We start from the raw sequence: 22,216 nt of genomic DNA on the forward strand, positions 1-22,216 counted from the left end.
GGGAGAGGCGCGGGTTGCGCCTAACCGTCGAGGCTTCGGCGGCGCGTCAGGGTGCCGCCATGCTCCACCGCGAGGACGGCATCCAGCCCGAGCCGGTCGAGGAAGGCATGGTCGTGGCTGACAATGAGAACTGCGCCACGGTACGCCTCCAGGGCCTCGGCGAGGTGCCCGACAGTGGAGACGTCCAGATTGTTGCTCGGTTCATCCAGGATGAGCAGTTGAGCGGGTGGGTCGGCGAGCAGGAGCATGGCCAGGCTGGCTCGGAAGCGCTCGCCGCCCGACAGCGTGCTGACGGGCCGGTCGGCGGCTGAGCCTCTCAGCAAGAGCCGGGCGAGCTGATTGCGGATCGTTCCCTGCGGAGTCGCCGTGGCCACGCGCTGGATGTTCTCGAGGGGACTCGCTGCGTCGTCGAGTCCATCCAGCCGCTGCGGCAAGTACCCGACCCGATCAGTCAGCAGCCGCCCGCCCGGCCGTCCGGGTTCCACGGGCGCGCCGGCGAGGAGGCGCTCGAGGAGGCTGGTTTTCCCCGCCCCATTCGGCCCGACCAGTGCGATCCGCTCGGGACCTTGAATGCCATGGTGCCGCTCGCCGTCGGACAATTCGGCGATGCGGCGCCCTCGTGGAACGTCCGGGTCCGGCAGCACGAGGCTCACGTGCTGTTCCTCGCGGACCCGGGCATCCGCGGCGTCGACGGCGGCTTGTGCGGCGACGACCTTCTGATCCAGAGTGCCCCGCAGATTGCCGGCCGAAACCTGCGCCTTGCTGGCGCGGTTGCCGGCCAGGATCTTCGGGATTCCGCCGTCCCGCTGCGTCTTTTTCGCGGTGCGCTCCCGTCGCGCGAGCTTCGATTCCGCTTCCTGACGCTGCCGTTTCTCCGTTTTCAAGAGCTGCTGCGCCGATTGGGCGGCCTGCACGGCAGCAGCCTGCGTCCGCTCCCGGTGTTCTCGCCACGCGCTGTAGGGTCCACCGAAGGTGTCCAGCGCGCCGGCGTGCAGCTCCGTGGTCTGGTCCATGACCTCCAGGAGCTCCAGGTCGTGGCTCACGACCACCAGAGAACCGGGCCACTCCTGAACCATGTCCCTGAGCCGTGCACGGGTGGGCCGATCCAGATTGTTGGTCGGTTCATCCAGCAGCGTGACACCGAAGCGGCGCAACCGCAGCCCGGTGACGGCGATGAGCATCGCTTCTCCTCCCGACAGCTGCGGAATCTGCCGGTGCAGCACCCCGCCGGAAAACCCGATGCTGTTGAGAGCCTCGGTGGCACGTGATTCGATGTCCCAATCGTCGCCGACGGTATCAAAGTGTTCCTGAGCGATGTCCCCGGCTTCAATGGCTCGCAGGGCATTCAGGACGTGCTCGATGCCGAGCAGCTGGGCCACGGTCGTGGTGCGGCGCAAGGTGAGATTCTGCGGCAGATACCCCACCTCGGCTCCGCGATCGATCCGGCCTCCGGTGGGGGACAGGATCCCGGCCATCAACTTCAGAAGGGTGGACTTTCCGGCGCCGTTGCGTCCCACCAGGCCGGTCCGGCCGGTGGGGAATGAGCCGCTGACACTGTCGAGCACGACGGCGCCGTCCGGCCAGGAGAAGGACAGGTCATGGAGGGTGATGGCTGATTTCATGAGGACTCTTTTCGTCCGGGCACGAGCATGACACGGCACACGTTGTGTGCCGGTCGAGAGTGCATCTGGGAGAGTGGGACAGGCCGGGCGCGTGATCGGAAGTGCGCTGGCCGGACAGTCGAAGCTCCGTCAGCCGGACACGCGGCATCGCTACGGTGCCTGGGTGTCAGGGAAGGGGCGCAGGCCACGACGAGAACCGCTCAGACCAGGAAGGATCCCGGGAGCATGTACTCAACTGGGGCGCTGGCCACCGGAACTCCGGCGGCTAGCTTCTGTCGACCTCGATCTCCATGCCGACGAGGCTATCACGGCCCGCGGTGCCTGACGGGTGGCTCTACGAACCCCGCTCCCACGACTCCACCGGTCCGTCGATCACCGTGAAAAGGGGGTGCGGCACGGGTTCCGACGCCGCCCACCGTTCGGCGTCGGCCGGGCTGCGACGTGCCAGTTTGGCTCCCAGGTGGGCCCATTCATAGGCGAGCTGGCCGCTCGTGACGGGGATGGCGCCCTCCGGCCGTCCCGGGCGAAGGATGCGGTCGGCGTCGAAACGGTACCCGCGAGCGGTCGCCTCGGCGTGGACCTCGCTCAGATAGGCGCCGACGGCGGCCAGGGGCTCCGCCGTCGCGCGGAACCGTTCCAGCTGCGGATGGTTCTGATAGCCCTGGGTCCGGCCGGACAGCACGGCCTGGGCGAGCAGCGTCTCTCTCCAGCACGCGACCAGGCCGGCCCGGTCCAGTTGGCTGGGGTGCACGGACCAGATCCTCATGTTCCCGCCGCCGTTCCGTCGTGACAGGACTCGTCCACCGGGGACGAAACAAGCAGGCCAGGGAACATTCCGTCAGCCTATCGGCGATCTGCGCCGGTCTCGTGCGGTCCAGCCGCACATCATGTCGGCGGAGCCGTCTCTTGCCAGAGCCACACCATCGACGGAGAGTAGTGTCACTGACAAGCGACGACATCGCACGGAAAAAACGTCCAGGAAAGCAGGTTCATCGATGAACACAGCCGCCAAGGAACGCGTCAAGGAAGCACTGAAGGCGCAGGCCCTCTCGGAGAACCGGGCCGTCGGAAGCGACGCCGAGGCGGAACGCTCCGCGGCCGAGATCGACACCAGTTCGCCCATCGAGCCGGATGACCTGTCGCATTCGGACGAGGAGGGCGAGTTCGTCGAGCTGTTCGAAGGTGTCGAGGCGCACCAGAAGGAGCTCCTGGCGGCCATCGACGCCCTTGATGTAAGCGTGACGGACACGGTGCGCCCGGGCGCCATCGTCGCGTACGGCGGAGACCACTATGTGGTGGGCGTGGCGTCCAGCTCCTTCGACAGCGACGGTGTCAGCTACGAAGGCATCGCCCCCGGGTCTCCCGTGTTCGACGCGATCCAGGGGCTTCACCAGGGCGACAGCTTCACCTTCCGCGGGACGGAGCACGTTCTCGACCTGGTGGGCTGAGACGCTCTGAAACTGCGCAGGCTCACCGGCTCACCGCATCCAGCTGAGCCTGGAGGTGGTCACGGACCGCTTCATCCCGCGTCAGCCGCAGCGCGTGCTTCAGGCACTCAGCGGCGGCGTCGGGGCGTCCGGCACTGCGGAGCGCATCCGCGCGGACGACGGCATAGGGCTGGAATCTCTCGCATTCCCGCGGATGCCGCTCCGAGAGCAGATCGAGGCGGCGCAGCGCCGCAAGTGGGCCGTCCGTTCGTCTGATCACCGCTGCTTCCGCCACCTGGGCGCCCAGCGTCGGCGCCAGCAACGTGAGTGCCGCGTACAGGGTGGCCAGCACGGTCCACTCGGTCCGTCCGGTCCGGGCGCGGTCGGCGTGCACCGCCTGAATCGCGGCTTCGAGCTGGAATCGGCCCGGTGTTCCAGGACCTCCCGCTCCTGCGGTCAGCGCCGAGGCCTTCCGCAGGTGATCCTCCGCTCGGCGTATCAGGGTGGCGTTCCAGGATCCGGTGTCCTGGTCCTCGAGCGGCACGTAGGCGGATCCGGTGGGGCGCGACGCCAGGAACGCCGCCAGCGCCGCGAGTGACCAGGCCTCGGCGTCGTCCTGGAGACTGGCAGCGACCACTTCGGCGAGATACAGGCCCTCGGCGAGCATCGGCCGAGTGGCGGGAAGGGCCTCGTCGGAGTTCTCGGCACCGGCGGGCGCCGGGATCGACAGACACCCGTATACCGCCTCCAGGACCGAGGGCAGCCGGGAGGCCAGATGTTCGGGGCCGGGGAGCTCGAACGGGATCCTCGCGTCACGGATCCGGCGTTTGGCGCGCACCAGCCGTTGTGCCATGGTGGCGGCGGGGACCGCGAACGCCTCGCCGATCTGTGCCGCCTCGAAGCCCAGCACGGTCTGGAGCATGAGCGGAGTGCGGATGTCCTCCGCGATCGCCGGATGAGCGCAGGTCAGCAGCAATGACAACCGTCGGTCCGGAAAGCCCGCATCGCCCGAATCCATCACCGGCACCTCGATTCCTTCCAGCGCGGCGTTCAGACGGCGCCGTGCGGACTTCCATTCGTCCCTCTGCCGGTTACGCGCCACGGTGAGCAGCCAGCCCTCCGGACTGGCCGGCACTCCGTCCTCGGGCCAGCGCCGCAGCGCCTGTTCGAACGCGTCGGCCAAGGCGTCCTCTGCGAGGAGCACGTCTCCGGTGCCGGCGGCCAGGGTGGCGAGCAAGCGGCCGTACGACGCGCGGGCGGCCAGTTCCGCGGCCGCCCGCGCGTCGCCGTCGTGCTCCCGAAGGGGACCCGGCGTCAGCTGTTCGGCACCCACACGCCGTCCACGGTGTGCGTCGCTCCCGGACGGATCTCGACGCTGCCCCACTGGGCGCCCGGCGCCTGGCGGGCCCAGTCGAGGGCGGCATCCAGATCCGGCACGTCCAGGACGAAGTACCCGCCGAGCTGTTCCTTCGTGTCCGCGAAGGGCCCGTCCTGGATGTGCAGTTTTCCGTCCCGGACGGTCACGGTGGTGCTCGCATGGGAAGGTTGCAGAACCTCCGCCGCGAGCAGCACACCGGCCTGCTGAAGAGTCGCGGCGTAGGAACGCATCGCTTCCTGGCCTTTGGCCAGGACCTCCGGGCCGAGCTCATCGGGGCTCATCTCCGGGTAATGCAGCAACAGGGTGTATCGCATGGTTCTCTCCTCCTTCACTTGATGGTGGTCCTTGGCGGGCTCAGCTACAAGACGATCGGGAGAGTTGTGGATCGACAGCCCTGGAGGATTTCCACAACTCCAGGGCGAAATCCCGCTCCCAGGGCACCACGGGATACTGTCGAAGGCGGAAAGGCTCGATTGAGCACGAGACGATGAGAGGGGAACCGTGGGACGTCGGACGAGGGGCGGGGACAGGACTGCCGCGGGGCGGAGCGCCGTGGGACGCGCCGAGGCGGGGCGGGCGGCATGAACCGGTTCTTCCGCATCCTGTACTTCGTGATCCTGGCGGCGGCCGTGGTGTTCGCGGTGGTCCGGGACGACCTGTCCTTCTGGGGCAGGTGTTTCACGGTGCTGTTCCCGCTGGTCGCGGTCGTGACCAACGAGATCCAGCTCTGGAAGGAGCGGAAGCATGAAGCGGGGGTCGCGGCTCATGCGCGGCCCGGTCTCGCGAACGACCTGCATCACGCCTACCGTGAGGAACGCTGACGGTCACAGCTGACCGGGGCCGACGACACAGGACGGCATCCCAGACCCGCATCCCGAGGCCGGCATCCCGAGGCGAAGTGCCCTGGGACGCCGGCCCCGAAGTCAGAGCGACCGGAGAGTCAGGGCGCCTGAAGGCGCCCTGCCCGGCGGCTCAGGCCGAGACCTCCCAGCGGTCCACGGTCAGTTCCTCCAGCACGTCCGGATCGACGTCCACGCCGAGCCCGGGCCGGTCGGACACCAGGACCTCCGGGATACGGAACTCCAGGTTGCCCGGCTCGCGGGTGAACTTCACCGGGCCGGAGAGCTCCGTGGACACGATCGCCGGGTGAGCCAGCGCCAGGTGGTACCCGGCCGCCGAGGCGATGCTGGTCTCCAGCATCGAACCCACCTGGACCGAGAAGCCCGCGAGTTCGGCCTGCGTGGCCAGCCGATGGCACGGGGTGATGCCGCCGCTCTTCTGCAGCTTCAGATTCACCATGTCCACGCTGCGGGCCTTGACGAAACGGGCCAGGTCGGCCTGCGACACGACCGCCTCGTCTGCCATGAGACGGACCCCCACCCGGGCGCGGATCAGCTCGAATCCCTCCACATCGTCCGCCCGGATCGGCTGTTCCACCCAATCGACGCCGAACTGTTCGAGTTCGCGGATCATCGCGATCGCCGTGGCGGGGTCACCCCAGCCCTGGTTGGCGTCCACACGGATCGCGAGGTCATGCCCGATCGCGGCGCGCACGGCCCGGACCCGTTCGACGTCGAGTCCGTCGCGGCCGCCGAGCTTCATCTTCAGGTGACGGAATCCCTCGTCCCGGGCCTCCACAGCCTGGGCGGCCAGGGTGTCGGGGGAGAGGATGCTCATGACGCGCGCGATCGTCGGGTTCTCCGGCTTCCGTCCACCGAGCAGCGCGTAGATCGGACGGTCCGCGGCCTTGCCCGCGAGGTCCCAGCAGGCGATGTCGACGGCGGCTTTGGCGGAGCCATTGCCCTTCAGCGCCGCGTCCATCCGCTGATGGACGGCCGTGATGTCCCGCGGGTCAAGACCGAGGACGGCCGGCAGCAGCAGGGTGCGCAGGGCCTCCACCGCGCCCCCGGGGGTCTCGCCCGTGACATGCGCGTCCGGCACGCTCTCGCCGAAGCCGACCAGGCCGTCGTCGGTCACCAGGGTCAGCACGATGCTGGGCATGGTCGCGTACGTGTCGTACGAGACCACGAACGGCTCCTTCAGCGGAACGTCGAGCAGGGAGATGGATGCTGAGGTGATCTTCATCGTGCGTTCTCCGGATTCTTGAGCATTGAGGCTTCGGAGGCCAGGGCAGGGGAGAGCCGGTACCAGCCGTCGCGCGTCACACCGTCGGCGGTCCGGTCCGCCGCGAACGCGGATTCGAAGACATCCCGCAGCTCCCGTCGCCAGGCCGCGGCCAGGCCGGGGTTCTGCGCGCGCAGGGCCACGATGTCCCTGGGCGCCCGCGCCCACAGGGTGTCCCCGGACCGCAGGAGGTGTGCCTCGCCGTCCGGGCCCGTGCCGAGGACCGTCGAGTCCTCAGCCGGCGGGAGCTCGACGTCGCGGGAACGGCCTTCGCTGCACGCGACGGAATCCTCACTCGCGAGCGGCCAGACGGCCACCAGGCGGTCGCTTTCGTCCTGGGCGTTGATCTCGTCGTCCATGATCCCGTAGAAGTTCCGCGCGTACTCCGTGACGTGCGCCCCGAGTTTGGCCAGGTTGAACCGGGCGTTCCGGCTCACGAGCGGGTCGAAGGTCCAGCTCATCGTCTCGATGCCCCGTTCCAGGCACCAGGCCCGCTGGTGCTGTTTGAGGGCGAAGCCCACCCCCTTGTCGCCGATGCCCGGCGCAACTCCGGCGATCAGCGAGTAGCTCCCGTGGTCCGGAGTGACGAGGGCGGCGGCTGCGCCGCAGACGCGCCCGTCCGGCAGATAGGCGGTGGAGATGTTGCAGCCCGCGTGTGAGATGCCGCGCAGCACGTCGAAGGGGATGGGAGCGCCTTGCGGGGACATGCCCCAGACGGACACCAGGAGCGCCTCGATCTCGCGATGGCGTTCGAGGTCGTGCTCATCACGGAGCGTCACTCCGGCGGCGTCGGCGGCGTTCTGAGCCGCCCGCTGGGCCTGTTCCGTCAAGGGATGGGGATGGCGAAGTGGAGACATGCTTCCACTCTGGCCGACGACTTCGCCTGATGCTTCGGCGTACAGCACTAAGATCAGAGCTGTTCTTAGTGCTGAGCCACCATGAATCGCATGGACTCGCGGCCGACCGTCAGAACGGCATCAACCAGACCACGGAGGGCAGCTCATGGAGCCGATCGATCGCCGCACCGCTTCGCGCCCCACCCGGGAACGTTCAGTCCGTGAACGCCCCACCCGTGAACGCCCGACGCCCGAACGCTCCGTCCGGGAACTGGCCTCGGTGCTCGACTCGTCCGGCCTGGCCGTCACGCCTCTGGGTCCGGACCGGCCGCTCGTCCTGGCCAGCCCGGTCATCCTGGACCCCTTGGAACCGTCACGGTCCGTGCCCGGCGGACTGCTGCTGGGCGTCGGGGTCGCGGCGGACAGCGCCGGCCCGGCACTGCGGGAGGCGGCGCGCGCGGGCTATGCCGCCGTCGTGCTCAAAGGATCCGTGAGTCCGCAGGACCGATCCGGGACGACCGCACGCCTGAGCGCTGAGGCGGATGCGGCCGGCATCGCGGTGCTCGTCGTGGAAGGAGAGCTCTCCTGGCGGCAGCTCGACACGCTACTGGAGTCCGCGCTGGGTGCGGTCGCCGAGGCGGGGGAGGCTCCGACGGCTCTAGGCGCCGGAGATCTGTTCGCACTCGCCAACGCCATCGCGGCGATGGTGGGCGGGGCCACCACGATCGAGAATCTCCAGGAGGAAGTCCTCGCCTATTCCACCTTGCCGGGTCAGCCCATCGACCTGGACCGTCAGCAGGGGATCCTGGGCCGGCAGGTCCCGCACCTCCCGGAGAACGCCGCCCAGTACGCTTCGGTGTTCCGGGCTCGCGGCGCCGTGCGGATCCCCGGCGAGGGTGAGGCGCTGGGCCGGCTGGCGGTCGCGGTCCGCGCCGGGAATGAGCCGCTCGGCTCGGTGTGGGTGGTCGACCCGGGCGAGGACCTTCCCGACGAAGCTGCGACAGCGCTCGAACGTGGCGCGGACCTCGCAGCGCTCCACCTGCTCCGTGCCCGCAGCGGGCGCGACCTGGCTCGGCTGCGGCGCGCGGAGGGCCTGCGCCGGCTGATCCACGGCGACGACGACGCCGCGCTCGTGGCGCGCCACCTGAACCTCGGGCTGCGGCCCCCGTTCGCCGTGCTCGCCTTCGAAGCCGATCTCCCCGCGGGTGCCGAGGCGGTGACGCTCACCCGCCTGACCGACCTGGTGAGCACCATGACCGAGTCTCAGCGCCGCGGGACCTGGTGCGTGGGGGAGGACGGTGCCGTGTACGCCGTGCTCAGCGAGGTGAGCGCGAAGGAGGGACCGCTGCTCCGGACCCTCGCGCGCCGCGTGATCGACCGGGCGTCGACGGCGCTCGGCGTGAGGCTCCGTGCGGCCCTGGGCACGTCCGTGGATTCGGCCCCGGCCATCGTCGCGTCGCGGCATTCCGCCGACCAGGCGCTGCTGCTTCTGGATCCGGAGGGGAAGGGACCGGAGGGGGACGGATTCGTCCGCGCGGCGGATCTGCACAGCCGGCTGAGTCTCCTGGAACTCGGCGCGTTTCTCCAGACGAAGGAGCAGCTTGTCTCTCCGGCGGCTCAGGAGATGGCGTCTTATGACACCAGGAACGGCAGCGAATACGCCACAACGCTCCTCGCCTATCTCGAGTCGGGCCGGGATTCCGCTCTCGCGGCGGCGGCGCTCTCGCTCCACCAGAACACGCTCAGGTACCGGTTGAAGCGGATCCGGGAGCTCTTCGACGTGGATCTGAGTCACGCGGACGACGTGCTCCTGCTCTGGATCAGTCTCAGGGTGAAGCGGACGGGGTGATGAACCCGGGGTGGTGTTTCCGCTGTGAAATCCTGTAGACTGAACGTGTTGTTGTGTTTGGCATTTCGTAGTTCAGTATTTGCGGTCCCCGGATCGCACCTTTCTGAAGTAACGGTGGAGAGCACCCCACACCGGAGGCCCGATCGTCGGGACCAACCTCCCCTTCAGTGAGGAACTGAATTATGGCTACAGGTACAGTGAAGTGGTTTAACGCGGAAAAGGGCTTCGGCTTCATTTCCCCCGATGACGGCAGCCAGGACGTGTTCGCGCACTTCTCCGCGATCAACTCCTCGGGCTACCGCTCCCTCGAAGAGAACCAGAAGGTTTCCTTCGACGTTCAGCAGGGCCCGAAGGGCCCGCAGGCTGCAGACATCCAGCCTCTCTGAGACTCTCTCAGTTTCCATCGCAGGGCCGGTTTTCACCGGCCCTGCGGTGTTTTAAGCGTGGTGTTTTAAGTGGTGCGCTTTCCAGGCCAGTGCTGCCGTGAGTGGTGTGCTGGCCTGAGTGGTGCCGTCGTGAAGATCTCCGACACCACCGCCGGGAACGGCCCTCCGCCCTCCGCCTCGACCGCGGTTCTCTTCGACCGCCGTTCTACTCCTGTGCCGTCGCCCGCCGGACGAGTTCCACGATCTTCGCCTCGACCGCCGGCGTGAGCTTCGTGAGGGCATACGAGGTGGGCCACATTTCGCCGTCGTCGAGCGTCGCGCTCTCCTGGAAGCCCAGCGTGGCATAGCGGGCCTTGAACTTCTTCGCGTCCTGGAAGAACACCACCGACTTGCCGGCAGTATTCGCATAGCTCTGCATGCCGTACCAGAGCTTGGGGCTCAGCTGGGGCGCGTGTTCCAGGACGATCTGGTGGACCTTCTCCGCCAGGACCCGATCGGCCTCATCCATGGACGCGATCTTCTCCAGGACCTCGGCGGCCAGCTCCTCCGGCGTCGCCTTGTTCTTGCCACGTGAGGCCTTGACCTCGCGGGAACGCTCCTTCATCGCGGCGCGCTCCTCGTCGCTGAAGGCGGGGCCGCTGTCCTTCTCTGCCATGCTGGGTCCTCTCTCGAGTGGGGCCTTTTCAGCCTAGGCGACGGCGGTCCCGCGGGGAACGGTTTCCGGCCGGGACGTCACGTCCACGGCGATGCTCAGCGCAGCGGAGAGGCCCGCCATTCGTCCTCCAGCATGGCGAACACGAGCTCCGTGGACCACTCACCCTTGAACCATTCGTTCTGGACCAGGCGCGCCTCAAGCCGCATTCCAAGGCGCTCGGCCACGCGCGCGGACGCGGTGTTGCGTTCATCGAGGCGGGCGACCATGCGGTGCAGTCCCAGTTCGTCGAACCCCAGGCGCAGGATCGCCGTCGCCGCTTCCGTCGCATAGCCGTGCCCGGTCGCGTCGGGGGAGAGGATGTAGCCGACCTCGCCGGAGCGGTGCTCGGCGCTGTGCCAGAAGAGGACGGCGTCACCCACCAGGCGGCCCGTCTCCCGTTCCTCGAGAGCGAGGGTGACGGACTGGCCGGGTTCCGTTAGCTCGGTCCGGCCCCAGCGTCCGGAGATCCGCTCGGCGATGTCCGCCCTGGTCAAGGGCCCGTAGGGGACGAAGCGGACCACCTCGGGCCGGGACTTGTACCGCAGCATGGGGTCGATGTCCTCGGCGGTCATGGGCCGCAGCAGGAGCCGGTCGGTGTGGACGGGATAATCGGGGCTCAGCACAGCTCCATGCTAGGCCCAGGCGGGCCCGCGTCGCGCCCTGGAATCCCGGCGATCACGATCTCACCAGGGTGATCGCCTGGGCACGATCCCGCACGGCAAGCTTGGCGAAGAGCGAATTGATGTGGGTCTTGACCGTCGAGATCCCCAGGAACAGCGTCGCGGCGATCTCGCCGTTGCTGAACCCTTCCGCCACGAGCACCAGGACCTCGGCTTCCCGGCGCGTGAGCTGCGGGAACCGCGCCTGGAGGGCGCCGGCGTCGTCGGCCGCGCGGGGAGGGCCCGACGGCGCGGCGGGGCCGCCCTGGGCGAGGGCCGTGACCAGGACGGCGCTCACCTCCGGCGCGAAGGTGGACTGGCCGCGGGCGACGGCGCGCACGGCCGCGGTGAGTTCGGCCCGTCCGGCGTCCTTCGTCAGATAGCCGCGGGCGCCCGCGGTCAGCGCCCGGAGGATCGATGCGTCGTCGGCGAACGTGGTGAGGACCAGGACAGCCGTGTCCGGGAAATCCGCCGTGATCCTGGCCGTGGCGCCCACGCCGTCGAGGCCGGGCATCCGCAGATCCATGAGGACCACGTCCGGACGCAATTCCGCGGTCCGGGCGACGGCCGCGTCGCCGTCCGCCGCCTCGGCGACCACTTCGAACCCCGGCACGAGGCGCAGCACCGTGACCAGGCCGTCCCGGACGATCGCCTGGTCGTCCACGACCACGATGCGGATCACCGGGTCTTCCATTGCGGCATCCATTTCTCTCACAGTTCCGCCTCCGCGGTCACGACGAAGCGGTCGCCCTGCACCCCGGCCCGCACGGAGGATCCGGGCCCCAGCGCTGCGAAGCGTTCCCGCATGCCGGTCAGTCCGTAGCCGCGGCCCGGGGATTCCCCGGCGAGCCGCTCCGTGTCCGGGAGGGGGTTGGACACGGTCAGAGTCAGGGTTCCTTCAGTCCAGACGAGTCCGGCCCGGACGGGTTCCCCGGGGGCGTGTTTGCGCGCGTTGCTCAGGGCCTCCTGCAGTGCCCGGAGCACGGCGTCGGCCGCCTGCGACGTCAAGCGCTGTGCCGTGCCGGTCCACGTGAAGTCCACGACCCCGCCGAGCGAGCGGTGGGCCTGAAGGAGCCGCTCGACGCCGGAGGTGAGGGATTCCCGCCCCGCGAACCGGACGCCACCGCCGGCGCCGTCCGGGTCCCGCAGCGTCGCGACGGCGCGACGGGCTTCGCTCAGGCCGTCGGACGCCAGGCGCCTTGCGGCCGCGACACGCTCGGCCGCCGCGGACTGGTCACCGGCTTCGAGCAGGGCCTCCGCGGCGTCGAGCTGCAGCACCAGACCGCCGAGGCTGTGGGCCAGCACATCGTGCAGATCCCGGGCGATCGCGACGCGTTCCGCCTCCTGCCGCATGGTGAGTTCCCGCTCCCTCAGGAGGGCCGTCTGCGCCTCCGCCTCCCGGAACTGCCGCCGGCTGAACCCTCCGACCGCCGCGAGGACCAGACCGCCCATCATGGTGACGACGGCGGGAACGGAGGCGTGCGCGGGCACCCCGCTCACGGCCACGAGCGCGCAGCTCACGAGAGCGGCCGCGACGCCCCGGACCAGCGGGACGGCCGGGGCCGAGATCACGATGAGGATGCCGATCGCGGCCGGGACGACCGTCAGGCCGTCGGTGGGCCCGGCCGACGCGGCTCCGGTGAGCGCTGCCACGAGTCCCAGCGGGACATCCGCACGCCGGTCCCGCCGGACGAGACCGGACACGCCGCGGACGGCCCACGCGGTCAGGGACAGCCCAGCGAGGATCGTCACCCAGAGCGGCCGGCCGCCGTCGTCCGTCCGGAAGACGGCGTAGCCCACCACGGCGCTGCCGATCACGTTCAGCAGCGGGGCGGACCAGCCTCGCGGTTCGTCGGTGTTCATAGGACCATCATGCGGCAGGAGTGCGGTCCGGCAGAGCCGGCGCCTCCGCGGACTGCCGTGCCACGCGTCCCGCGAAGACGAAGGTCCGGGCGGCACGGTTGGCGGCCAGCATCAGCAGGATCACCCCGGTCGATTCGGCCAGATGGGAGCCGGCCATCCCGGCCAGGATGTCGACGCCCACCCGCACCATGATCACCAGGAACCACAGAGCCAGCCCCAGGCCACCGGTGCGCGATTCGTACGTGGCCGGCGAATCGCCGTTGCGTCCGCTGCGGACGGGAGTCGCCAAGCGCCGGAAGGAGGCGATGCGCCCCATGGCGGCGCCGATCCCGAGGGAGATGACCAGCTCGACGACCAGCACGGCCAGATCCAGGGGACTCAGCGAGGACGGCGGGGCGGTCTTGAGCAGGAGGGCCGCCCCGATGACGCCCATCACCAGCGGAGTGCGCCACATGCGGCTGATGTCGACGGGCCGCCAGGTCATCTGGCGGTAGCCGATCCAGCCGATCAGCGCGAGTGAGAGAAGTACGTTGCCGAGCATCTGCAGGGACATGGCCGTGCCTTTCAGGATCCGTGCCGGCATGTTTTGCCGGTGATTCCAGCCTCCCGTTTCCGTGTCCGGGCCGGGACCACCCCGGGGTGGAACGACGGGTGGAGATCCGGGGTGGAGCCTGGCTGTCCGCTCGGTGCCACACAGTCCGGACAAGGCTGGCAGGATGGTGGCATGGCTGAGACTTTCAATGAGCTGATCGCCCTGGGGGAGAACGCGGACATCACGGGCTGGGATTTCGGCTGGCTGGAGGGCCGGGCCACCGAGGAACGGCCCGACTGGGGCTACGCCGCCCGCCTGGCCGAGCGGCTGGCGACGGCCACGGCCTCCCTCGACATCCAGACCGGCGGAGGAGAAGTGCTCGCCGAAGCGCACACCTTCCCGCCCGTCGCCGTGGCGACGGAGTCCTGGCCCCCGAATGTCGCGAAGGCGACGGCTCTGCTGCATCCGCGAGGCGTCGCGGTCGTGGCGGCCCCGGATGAACCACCCCTGCCCTTCGCTGACGGCGCCTTCGACCTCGTCACGAGCCGTCACCCCGCCACCATCCACTGGGATGAGATCGCCCGGGTGCTGCGGCCCGGCGGCGTCTACTTCGCCCAGCACGTCGGACCCGCCAGTGTCTTCGAGCTGATCGAGTTCTTCCTCGGGCCACAGCCGGAGGCGCGTCGTGGACGCCATCACGACGACGAGGCGGCCGCCGCCCGGGCCGCCGGACTCGAGGTGACGGGGCTGAGCACCGCCCGGCTGCGCATCGAGATCCACGATGTGGCCGCCGTCGTCTACCTCCTCCGCAAGGTCATCTGGTGGGTGCCCGGGTTCACCGTGGAGAAGCACCGCGACCGCCTGCGGGACCTGCACGAGCTGATCCAGGCGGAAGGGCCGTTCATCGCCCACTCCACTCGGCACCTGATCGAGGCCCGCAGGCCGTGACCCTCGCGGGCGAGGGGTGCGGTGGGAGGCCGACCCGGGCAGAATGCTGTTCATGACGTCTTTCCGCCTCCCGGGTGTGCCCGATGAGTTCCGTTCCCTGCGTCCCGGGGAAGGGGAAGCGGCCGTCGACGGCGGGACCGTCATCCTTCGCGCGGCCGCCGGAGACGATCTCTTCAACCGGCCCGGCACGGACTCCGTGGTCCAGAGCGCCAGGGTCTTCGCCTTCCCCGTGGAGGGCGATTTCACCCTGGAAGCCGAGGTCGAGGTCGACTTCCGGGACTGTTTCGACTCGGCCGTCCTCGTCGGGCACCTCGACGGTCTCCAATGGTTCAAGCTCTGCGCCGAACTCGATGAGGTCGGCCGGCCCCGGATCATGTCGGTCGTCACCCGCGATCGTTCCGACGACGCCACCGGAATCCACCTCCCCGCCGGACCCGTGCGGCTGCGGATGTCACGAGCCGGCACTATGATCAGCCTGCACCACCTCTCGGAAGGCCGCTGGGAACTGGCCCGGTACTTCGGATTCCCCCTTACGGGGTCCGAAGGCGGGCTCAAAGTGGGGATCGCCGTCCAGTCACCGCGAGGCGACGGCACGACGGCGACCTTCCGCCACGTCACGTTCCGCCCCGCAGGCATCACGGACGTCCGCTCGGGCGAGTGACCGGCAACCGCGAGGAGGAGTGATGGCACCACAGTCGACGCCGCAGGATGGGACACAACGGCCCGGCGTGCTCTCCACCGACTTCCTGATCATCGGCGCAGGCCCCACCGGGCTCATGCTGGCGGCCTGCCTGCAGCGGCTCGGTGTGCGGTTCCTCATCGCCGACCGGAAACACGGGCCCACCCGCGAATCCCGCGCCCTCGCACTGCAGGCTCGCAGCCTCGAGATCTACGACCAGCTCGGGCTCGTGCAGCGGGTCCTGGAACAGGCGGCGGTGGCCCCGGCGATCGCCCCCGGCTACCGGGATCACCCCTTCGCGACCGTGAACTTCGGCGAGCTGGGCAAAGGCGTGACCCCGTTTCCGGGCATCCACATCCTGGAGCAGAGCCGCAATGAACGGCTCCTCGTCGCCGCGCTGGAGGAGCGCGGAGGATCCGTTCTCTGGGGTCACGAGTTGCTCGGGCTGGCGCAGGGAGAGGGCGGCGTCACCGCGCGGCTCGGCACCGACGACGGAGAGGTCCGCCGGGTCGAGGCCCGCTATCTGGTGGGTGCGGACGGCGCCTCCTCCACGGTGAGGGAGCTCAGCGGAATACCCTTTGAGGGGGTGACGAACCCGGACACCTTCTACGTCGCCGACGCCCGCGGCGTGACCGGACTGGTCGAGGACGCGGTGAATCTCCGCTTCAGCGCCGACGACTTCCTCCTCACCTTCCCCCAGGGGGCGGTGGGACACCACCGGCTGATCGGCGTCGTCCGCACGCCGGACGGAGAACAGGTCACCGAGGAGGAGACCCGGCGGACGGTGGGGTGTGAGTTCGGTGTCGGGTACCGGGACTCGAGCTGGTTCTCCACCTACCGGGTCCACCACCGCGTGGCGGCCCGGTTCCGTGCAGGGCGGGTGTTCCTCGCCGGAGATGCCGCCCACGTGCACTCACCGGTCGGCGCCCAGGGGATGAACACGGGGCTGCAGGACGCGCACGGTCTGGCCTGCGCGCTTGCGGACGTGCTCCTCCGAGGCTCCGGCGACGAGCAGCTGGACCGGTACGAGGTGGAGCGGCGGCCCGTCGCGCTGCGCCTCGTGAGGACCACGGACCGGCTGTTCAGCACCATCACGGCGGATTCGTCCCTCGCCCGCGTGATCCGCGCCGGATTCCTGCCCCGCCTGGCGCCGCTGCTCGGACGGGTGCTGCCGCGCCTGGCGCGTCGCGCGAAGCTGTATGAGTACGTCTCGCAGATCCGGATCCACTACTGGATGAGTGCCGATGCCCGGCGTCGCGCCCGGGGACGCCGGGGCCGGCTCATCGGTCGGCGGCTGGCCTGGAACGAGGACAATTTCGCGGCGCTCCGGAGTCTGGGCTGGCAGATTCACGTCTACGGCGCCGCGGACCAGGCGTCGCTCGCCCGCATGGGTGAGGAGAGCGGCCTGCCGGTCCACCACTTCGAGACCGTGCGGAACCCGCGGCTCATGGGAGGACAAGCCGTCGCTGGTGCGGCCCGACGGGTTCGTTCAGGACGCGCGGAAGCTGCCTGCCGCCGTCGCGGACTGGGCCGTGCATTCCACCCGCGGCCGGACCGTCAGGACTCCTGTTCCATGGACGGGCTGACCGCGGTCACCAGGAGGGCGCTCACCGGCAGCCTGAACTCGCCGTCACCGAACCGCTCCGTCAGGAGCGTGGTGACGGATGCGAGGAGCTGGTCCCCGTCCTCCGGGGCGTCGAGCACGAGGTAGTTGTTCGTCGGCGTCCCGAACAGATGCGACCGTGCGATGCCGTTCGGCGTCGTCGGACCGCTCAGATGCTCGATGGTCCGCACCTGGACGAGCGAGAAGCCTGCGGCTTCCAGCTCGCCGGTCAGCAGTGGAGGGTCCGCCAGGGAGAAAGGCACGCGTTCCAGGAACGACGCCGCCTCCTCCTGCCCCAGCTCGTGGAGCGACTCGACGATCGACCGCGGCACCGGATTGTGCTCCAGGCTGTCCCAGACCGTAAATGCGAACAGCCCGTCGGGTTCGAGGACCCTCGCCGCCTCCCGGAAGGCCCGGTGCCGGTCGGGGAAGAACATGACGCCGAAAGCGCAGGCCAGCGCGTCGAACGACCGGTCTTCGAAGGGGAGGTTGAGGGCATCGGCCTGGCGCCATTCGAGCGTCGCGGAGGCCGGCTGGACGGACCCGGCGCGGGCGAGCATCGCCGGGTTGAGGTCGGTGGCGGTCAGCTGGGCCTGGGGGAGAGCGGACGCCAGTTCACGCGTGACGACGCCGGTTCCGGCCGCGGTCTCCAGCACGCGGGCAGGCGCCGCGGTGGCGACTGCTGCGGCCAGGTCGCAGGCGAAGTCCTGGAACATCAGCGGCACCAGGATCTCGTCGTAGACGGTGGGGATCGAACCCACGAATTCCTTGTCCTTGGCATTCATGATCCATTGTCCCGCCGCCGGGGCGACGGGACCAGACCTCCGCAGACCCGAAGGGGAAATGCGTCGCGGGCGTCAGGCCTGATGCCGCCGGATGAGTTCGCGTGCGGTCTCGGCGGCCTCTTCCGCCGATGCCCCGCGTGCGACGGCGATCCCCACCAGGTACGTCGTGAGAGGGCCGGCGGGGCGGGTCACGCCGTGAGCGGCGTCGCGGGTCAGGTCGAGCAGGAGCCCGGTGGGGACGTCGAGGTCCCCGAGATTCAGGGCTGCGCTCAGATCGGTGACCCAGGCGTCCAGTTCGGCGGGGGTGGAGCTCATGTCAGGATTCCTCTCGAAGGGTGTTGCACTGCTGTTCGCGATACTGCTCCACCGCGGCCCAGGTGTCCAGATCCAGGGACGCGTCCGCGGTGTCCGGGACGATGTGGAGGGTCAGGGGCGCCAGGAGCTGCCGCAGGGCTGCGCCGTCCACGTGCCCGAGCGCGGCGACCGCGCGGTGAAGAGCCTCGAGGCGGTACCGTCCGGCCAGCCACTGGGCACGTCCGTCCACGTCCGCGAGGACGACCGCCTCCGCGCCGTCCGGGATGGGGACGTCCTCCAGTGCCGCGATGATCCGTTCCGCCCTCGGCAGGTCACAGGCCAGCACCCAGGTCTCGGCGCCGGCTGCGCGTGCAGGGGAGTCGTCCGGGAGGGCGGCCACGGCCTTCAGCGCGGCGGCGAGTGCTGCCACTGGACCACCGAAGGGCGGTTCCTCGCGCACCACGGTCACGCCGGGGCGCGCGAGCGAGTCCGGACCCACGGCGATGACCGGAGCGCAGTCCGCCACCGCGGCATAGACGTGATCGACCAGGCGTCGCCCGGCAACCTCGACCGAGGCCTTGTCGGCGCCGCCCAGTCGGGAGGCCCGTCCGCCGGCCAGGACGATCGCCGCCCGCGCCGTCATGCCCACTCCGGCCCGAACGGCAGGACCGACACAGGGTCGCCCTCGTGGACCTCTTCCACGCCCTCGGGGATGACCACGAACGCGTTCACGGCGGCGGGGGAGATCTTCGGGTCGTCGGGTCCGCCGTGCCGCAGCGAGGGCCGGACCCGCTCACCCTCGAGGACGGCGGGGAGGATCTGGGTCCTGTGCCGGGGGCTGTGCCAGCTCGTGGCGGCCGCCCGGACCACGCGGGGCCTGTCGAGTTCCTGCTGCCCGGCCAGCGCGCGAAGGGCCGGCCGCACGAACAGTTCGAAGGAGACGGCGACGCCCACCGGGGTGCCGGGCAGGCAGAAGACGAGGGTGCCGTCGTCGAGCGTTCCGAAGCCCTGCGGTTTGCCGGGCTGCATCGCCACCGGGCCGAAGGTGATGGAGCCGTGGCCGTTCAGGAGGGCCTTGACGACGTCGAACGCGCCGACGCTCGCCCCGCCGGACAGGATGATCACGTCACTGTCCACGGAGTCGAGCGCTTCGCGGAGGGCGTCCTCGTCGTCGTGCACGGTGAGGACGGAGGCCAGGTCCGCGCCGGCGTCCTGGACAGCCGCAGAGAGGTGGACGGAGTTGGATTCGGGGATCTGACCCCGGCGCGGAGTGCCGCCGGGGGCGATGAGTTCCGAGCCCGTGGCGATGATCGAGACCCGCGGCCGCGGATGCGCCAGCACGGTCGCGGCACCTGCCGAGGCGAGGGCCGCGAGCTGCCACGGCCCCAGGACCGTGCCGGCCTGCACCGCGACGCTGCCGGCCTCGGACTCCTCTCCGGCCCTCCGGATGTGGGCGCCGGGGGCCGGCTGCTGGAGCACTGTGATCCACGCGGGCGGCGTGGGTCCCGCCTCGGTGCCGAGATCGGTGCGTTCCAGGGGCACGACGGCATCCGCGGCACTCGGCACGGGAGCGCCGGTCATGATGCGCGCGGCTTCCCCTGGGCCGAGGGGCGGATCCAGCTCGGCCCCGGCCGGGAGGTCCGCGACCACGCGGAGCCGTGATCCTTCGGTGGCATCGAACAGCCGTACGGCATAACCGTCCATCGCGGAGTTGTCGAACAGGGGGATCGGCCAGCGATTGAGCACGTCCTCGGCGAGCACCAGACCCCGTGCCGCGGCCAGCGGCACACGCACCGGAGGCAGCGCCTGCGCACTGGCGAAAACCCTGCTGCGCTGCTGTTCCACGGTGATCACAGGCGGGCCGCCGAGGGCGCGGAGCAGGTCCGCGAAGCGTGGGTGCGAAGGCGCCGGGCAGGCCGGGATCCGGAGGGGTGGGGGCGTGGCATGCGACCATGCTAGCGCGCGCCGGAAGGTGCTCCGCCGCCCCGGCGAGGGAGTGGCCAGGGAGTGTAGCCTTGGCACCGTGGGTCAGATCACGAGACGCCGTCCGCTATTGAAAATCGTCCTGGGCGAGGAGCCCCGCCGCAGGATCGACACCCTCGCGGTGGAGGAACCGCTGGAGATCAGGGTCGCCTCGTCGCCCCTGGCGGTCACCATGCGCACTCCCGGCCACGACGTCGAACTCGCCACCGGCTTCCTCGTCTCCGAGGGCATCATCGCCGACGGCGGGGACATCCGCACCGCCATCCACTGCGGTGGTCCCGGGACCGGCGGCGAGGAGAACACGTACAACGTCCTGGACATCGCGCTGGCACCTCATGTGGCCCCGCCCCGCCCGGACGCGGCACGGAACTTCTACACCACCAGCTCCTGCGGCGTCTGCGGCAAGGCCAGCATCGAGGCGGTGGAGACCGTCTCCCGGCACGACGTCTCAGTGGACCCGGTCACGGTGGACGCCGCGCTGCTGGCCACCTTCCCGGACCGGCTCCGCGAACGCCAGGCGGCGTTCGAGAAGACCGGCGGGCTCCACGCCGCCGCCCTGTTCGACGCCGCCACGGGCGAGCTGCTCGTGGTGCGGGAGGACGTGGGCCGCCACAACGCCGTGGACAAGGTCGTGGGCTGGGCCGCCCAGAACGGCCGCCTGCCGCTGACGGGCACGGTCCTCCAGGTCTCCGGGCGCGCCAGCTTCGAACTGGTCCAGAAAGCGGTCATGGCCGGCATTCCGGTGCTGGCCGCCGTGTCCGCGCCATCGTCACTGGCCGCCGAACTCGCAGACGACCAAGGACTCACGCTGGTGGGCTTCCTGCGGGGGAACTCGATGAACGTGTACGCCGCAGCTCAGCGCATCCGCACCGAGTCGGTGGAACCTGCCGCTGTGCACGCCGGATCCTGAACGGTCCCGCCGAACACTGGCATTGACAATCGCTGACATCTGAATTGTTATTTTCGTCAGAGAAACTGACCGCTGATGGAACGTATCCCCGGGCCGGACGTTCCGGGTGGCAGGAGTTCAGATGAGCGTGCTCGACCGTGAAGCCACGATCGCACCCCCCACTTTCAACCGCTGGCTGATGCCGGCCGCCGCCCTGGCGATCCACCTGTGCATCGGCCAGGTCTATGCGCTGAGCGTCTTCAAGACCCCGTTCATGCAGCGCTTCGGCGCGGGAGACCTCGCGGTCGGGTGGGTGTTCTCCCTCGCGATCGTGGTGCTGGGCCTCTCGGCCGCGGTGGGCGGCACGTGGGTGGAGAAGGCGGGCCCGCGCAAGGCGATGGTGGTGGCGGGGACGTTCTGGGTCTGCGGATTCTGTGTGGCCAGCCTCGGCATCGCGACCGGCCAGCTCTGGCTCCTGTACCTCGGGTACGGCGTCATCGGCGGCATCGGACTGGGGCTCGGGTACATCTCGCCCGTGTCCACCCTCATGAAGTGGTTCCCGGACCGCCCCGGCCTGGCGACCGGCCTGGCCATCATGGGCTTCGGCGGCGGAGCGCTGATCGCCAGCCCGGTCTCGGCCGCACTGCTCAGTGCCTACGGCGGCGGGTCGGCCCCTGCGAACCTCGTCCAGGGTCTCGCTCCGACGTTCCTGACGCTGGCCGCGGTCTACGCCGTGGTCATCGCGATGGGCGCCTTCGTCATCCGGTTGCCGCACCCCGGCTGGAAGCCCGGTGGCGGCGCCGGTGGTCCGGGCCGCACCGTGGCCGCGGCGCCCGCGGGTGTCTCCGCCGCGAACGCCGTGAAGACCCCGCAGTTCTGGCTCCTGTGGACCGTGCTGTTCTGCAATGTGACCGCCGGGATCGGCATCCTGGAGAACGCCTCGCCCATGATCCGGGACTACTTCTCCCAGATCGACGTCGCCTCGGCCGCCGGCTTCGTGGGCCTGCTGTCCCTGGCGAACATGGCGGGCCGGTTCGTCTGGTCCAGCGTCTCGGATTACCTCGGGCGCAAGCGGATGTACATGGCGTACCTCGGGATCGGCCTCCTCATGTACGCGGTGATCGCGGCCTTCGGCGGTGGCAGCCTCGTCGTCTTCGTCCTGGCGACCCTGGTCATCCTGTCCTTCTACGGCGGTGGCTTCGCGACCGCGCCGGCCTATCTGCGGGACCTGTTCGGCGTCTATCAGGTGGGCGCCATCCACGGCCGCCTGCTGACGGCATGGTCCGCGGCGGGCGTCGCCGGTCCGGTGATCGTCAACGCGGTCGTGGAGCACCGCACGGCGGAAGGCGCCCGGGGCCCGGAGGTCTACACGACGTCATTGCTCATCATGGTCGGCGTCCTGGCCATCGGTTTCGTCGCGAACCTCCTCATCAAGCCGGTCGCCGCCCGATACGCGGTGAAGGCCTCGGCGGCGTCCGCGAACGAACCTGCGGCGCACGGCGCGACGACGGCGGCGGGCGCCCTGACCGACGCGCCGTCCACCGTCGTGCACACGGTCGTCGCCACGGTGCTGAGCGCCGTCGTGATCCTCGCGCTCGGTTACGGTCTGACGCAGGTGACCCTTAAAGCGCTCGCGCTGTTCTCCTGAGCGGCTCCCCGCGACGG

General features: G+C 69.9%; 23 protein-coding genes and 1 pseudogene. 9 read left to right on the forward strand and 15 right to left on the reverse strand.

Annotated elements, in window-relative coordinates; genetic code table 11:
* Positions 1-20 precede the first annotated feature (20 nt).
* Together QFZ52_RS05400 and QFZ52_RS05405 are read right to left on the reverse strand one after the other, a co-directional pair.
* Positions 21-1,622, reverse strand: coding sequence for an ABC-F family ATP-binding cassette domain-containing protein (locus QFZ52_RS05400; protein ID WP_307496601.1), 1,602 nt, complete (start codon positions 1,620-1,622; stop codon positions 21-23).
* 334 nt (positions 1,623-1,956) lie between these two features.
* Positions 1,957-2,388, reverse strand: a complete 432-nt coding sequence (locus QFZ52_RS05405; RefSeq protein ID WP_307496602.1) for a pyrimidine dimer DNA glycosylase/endonuclease V — start codon at positions 2,386-2,388, stop codon at positions 1,957-1,959.
* Between the two features lie 229 nt (positions 2,389-2,617).
* Between QFZ52_RS05405 and QFZ52_RS05410 the strand changes: the two genes are divergently transcribed.
* Complete coding sequence (locus QFZ52_RS05410) at positions 2,618-3,070, forward strand: hypothetical protein (protein ID WP_307496603.1); 453 nt, start codon at positions 2,618-2,620, stop codon at positions 3,068-3,070.
* A gap of 22 nt (positions 3,071-3,092) precedes the next feature.
* Here the strand turns inward: QFZ52_RS05410 and QFZ52_RS05415 are convergent, their stop codons facing one another.
* Entirely contained in the window at positions 3,093-4,382 is a 1,290-nt protein-coding gene (locus QFZ52_RS05415) for an RNA polymerase sigma factor (protein WP_307496604.1), read from the reverse strand.
* Positions 4,364-4,741: a YciI family protein gene (locus QFZ52_RS05420; protein ID WP_307496605.1), complete on the reverse strand. Its 378-nt coding sequence runs from the start codon at positions 4,739-4,741 to the stop codon at positions 4,364-4,366. The genes QFZ52_RS05415 and QFZ52_RS05420 overlap by 19 nt, the downstream gene beginning before the upstream one ends.
* Positions 4,742-5,008: 267 nt before the next feature.
* Here QFZ52_RS05420 and QFZ52_RS05425 point away from each other — a divergent pair, with 267 nt between their 5' ends.
* On the forward strand, positions 5,009-5,248 hold the full coding sequence (locus QFZ52_RS05425) for a hypothetical protein (RefSeq protein ID WP_307496606.1): 240 nt from the start codon (positions 5,009-5,011) through the stop codon (positions 5,246-5,248).
* 151 nt (positions 5,249-5,399) lie between these two features.
* Here QFZ52_RS05425 and QFZ52_RS05430 read toward each other — a convergent pair whose 3' ends face one another.
* Entirely contained in the window at positions 5,400-6,512 is a 1,113-nt protein-coding gene (locus tag QFZ52_RS05430) for a mandelate racemase/muconate lactonizing enzyme family protein (RefSeq protein WP_307496607.1), read from the reverse strand.
* A complete protein-coding gene (locus QFZ52_RS05435) occupies positions 6,509-7,408 on the reverse strand; it encodes a hypothetical protein (RefSeq protein ID WP_307496609.1) in 900 nt (299 codons plus the stop codon). Before QFZ52_RS05435 ends, QFZ52_RS05430 begins: the two co-directional genes overlap by 4 nt.
* Positions 7,409-7,553: 145 nt before the next feature.
* Between QFZ52_RS05435 and QFZ52_RS05440 the strand changes: the two genes are divergently transcribed.
* Entirely contained in the window at positions 7,554-9,236 is a 1,683-nt protein-coding gene (locus QFZ52_RS05440) for a PucR family transcriptional regulator (RefSeq protein WP_307496610.1), read from the forward strand.
* A gap of 182 nt (positions 9,237-9,418) precedes the next feature.
* A complete protein-coding gene (gene cspE, locus QFZ52_RS05445) occupies positions 9,419-9,622 on the forward strand; it encodes a transcription antiterminator/RNA stability regulator CspE (RefSeq protein WP_307496611.1) in 204 nt (67 codons plus the stop codon).
* Positions 9,623-9,827: 205 nt separating this feature from the next.
* Here cspE and QFZ52_RS05450 read toward each other — a convergent pair whose 3' ends face one another.
* The 5 genes from QFZ52_RS05450 to QFZ52_RS05470 form a co-directional block, all read right to left on the reverse strand.
* Complete coding sequence (locus tag QFZ52_RS05450; protein WP_307496612.1) at positions 9,828-10,277, reverse strand: iron chaperone; 450 nt, start codon at positions 10,275-10,277, stop codon at positions 9,828-9,830.
* Between the two features lie 95 nt (positions 10,278-10,372).
* On the reverse strand, positions 10,373-10,939 hold the full coding sequence (locus tag QFZ52_RS05455) for a GNAT family N-acetyltransferase (protein ID WP_307496614.1): 567 nt from the start codon (positions 10,937-10,939) through the stop codon (positions 10,373-10,375).
* A 52-nt stretch (positions 10,940-10,991) separates the two neighbouring features.
* Positions 10,992-11,669 (reverse strand): response regulator transcription factor, encoded by a 678-nt coding sequence (locus QFZ52_RS05460; protein ID WP_307496616.1) that lies wholly within the window; start codon positions 11,667-11,669, stop codon positions 10,992-10,994.
* Between the two features lie 17 nt (positions 11,670-11,686).
* Entirely contained in the window at positions 11,687-12,838 is a 1,152-nt protein-coding gene (locus QFZ52_RS05465) for a sensor histidine kinase (protein ID WP_307496617.1), read from the reverse strand.
* A 7-nt stretch (positions 12,839-12,845) separates the two neighbouring features.
* Complete coding sequence (locus QFZ52_RS05470) at positions 12,846-13,421, reverse strand: hypothetical protein (protein ID WP_307496618.1); 576 nt, start codon at positions 13,419-13,421, stop codon at positions 12,846-12,848.
* 141 nt (positions 13,422-13,562) lie between these two features.
* On the opposite strand from QFZ52_RS05470, the gene QFZ52_RS05475 reads away from it, so the two are divergent.
* From QFZ52_RS05475 to QFZ52_RS05485, 3 genes are read left to right on the forward strand one after another with little or no spacing between them, the layout of a single operon-like run.
* On the forward strand, positions 13,563-14,318 hold the full coding sequence (locus tag QFZ52_RS05475) for a class I SAM-dependent methyltransferase (protein ID WP_307496619.1): 756 nt from the start codon (positions 13,563-13,565) through the stop codon (positions 14,316-14,318).
* Between the two features lie 52 nt (positions 14,319-14,370).
* Positions 14,371-14,979, forward strand: coding sequence for a DUF1349 domain-containing protein (locus QFZ52_RS05480; RefSeq protein WP_307496620.1), 609 nt, complete (start codon positions 14,371-14,373; stop codon positions 14,977-14,979).
* Between the two features lie 22 nt (positions 14,980-15,001).
* The gene (locus QFZ52_RS05485; RefSeq protein ID WP_307496621.1) at positions 15,002-16,708 is read left to right on the forward strand and encodes an FAD-dependent monooxygenase; all 1,707 of its coding nucleotides are present in this window, start codon (positions 15,002-15,004) and stop codon (positions 16,706-16,708) included.
* 95 nt (positions 16,709-16,803) lie between these two features.
* Here the strand turns inward: QFZ52_RS05485 and QFZ52_RS05490 are convergent.
* The 4 genes and pseudogenes from QFZ52_RS05490 to QFZ52_RS05505 form a co-directional block, all read right to left on the reverse strand.
* Positions 16,804-17,385, reverse strand: a pseudogene (locus QFZ52_RS05490) (class I SAM-dependent methyltransferase); the annotation flags it as partial.
* A gap of 72 nt (positions 17,386-17,457) precedes the next feature.
* A complete protein-coding gene (locus QFZ52_RS05495; RefSeq protein ID WP_278268808.1) occupies positions 17,458-17,700 on the reverse strand; it encodes a DUF6457 domain-containing protein in 243 nt (80 codons plus the stop codon).
* Between the two features lies 1 nt (position 17,701).
* A complete protein-coding gene (gene mobA / locus QFZ52_RS05500; protein WP_307496623.1) occupies positions 17,702-18,322 on the reverse strand; it encodes a molybdenum cofactor guanylyltransferase in 621 nt (206 codons plus the stop codon).
* Positions 18,319-19,533 (reverse strand): molybdopterin molybdotransferase MoeA, encoded by a 1,215-nt coding sequence (locus QFZ52_RS05505; RefSeq protein ID WP_307496624.1) that lies wholly within the window; start codon positions 19,531-19,533, stop codon positions 18,319-18,321. The genes mobA and QFZ52_RS05505 overlap by 4 nt, the downstream gene beginning before the upstream one ends.
* 169 nt (positions 19,534-19,702) lie before the next feature.
* On the opposite strand from QFZ52_RS05505, the gene fdhD reads away from it, so the two are divergent.
* On the forward strand, positions 19,703-20,572 hold the full coding sequence (gene fdhD, locus QFZ52_RS05510; protein ID WP_307496625.1) for a formate dehydrogenase accessory sulfurtransferase FdhD: 870 nt from the start codon (positions 19,703-19,705) through the stop codon (positions 20,570-20,572).
* A 121-nt stretch (positions 20,573-20,693) separates the two neighbouring features.
* Positions 20,694-22,199 (forward strand): OFA family MFS transporter, encoded by a 1,506-nt coding sequence (locus QFZ52_RS05515; protein ID WP_307496626.1) that lies wholly within the window; start codon positions 20,694-20,696, stop codon positions 22,197-22,199.
* Positions 22,200-22,216 lie beyond the last annotated feature (17 nt).

Origin of the sequence: Arthrobacter woluwensis (assembly GCF_030816155.1) — a bacterium.
Classification (GTDB): Bacteria; Actinomycetota; Actinomycetes; order Actinomycetales; family Micrococcaceae; genus Arthrobacter_E; species Arthrobacter_E woluwensis_A.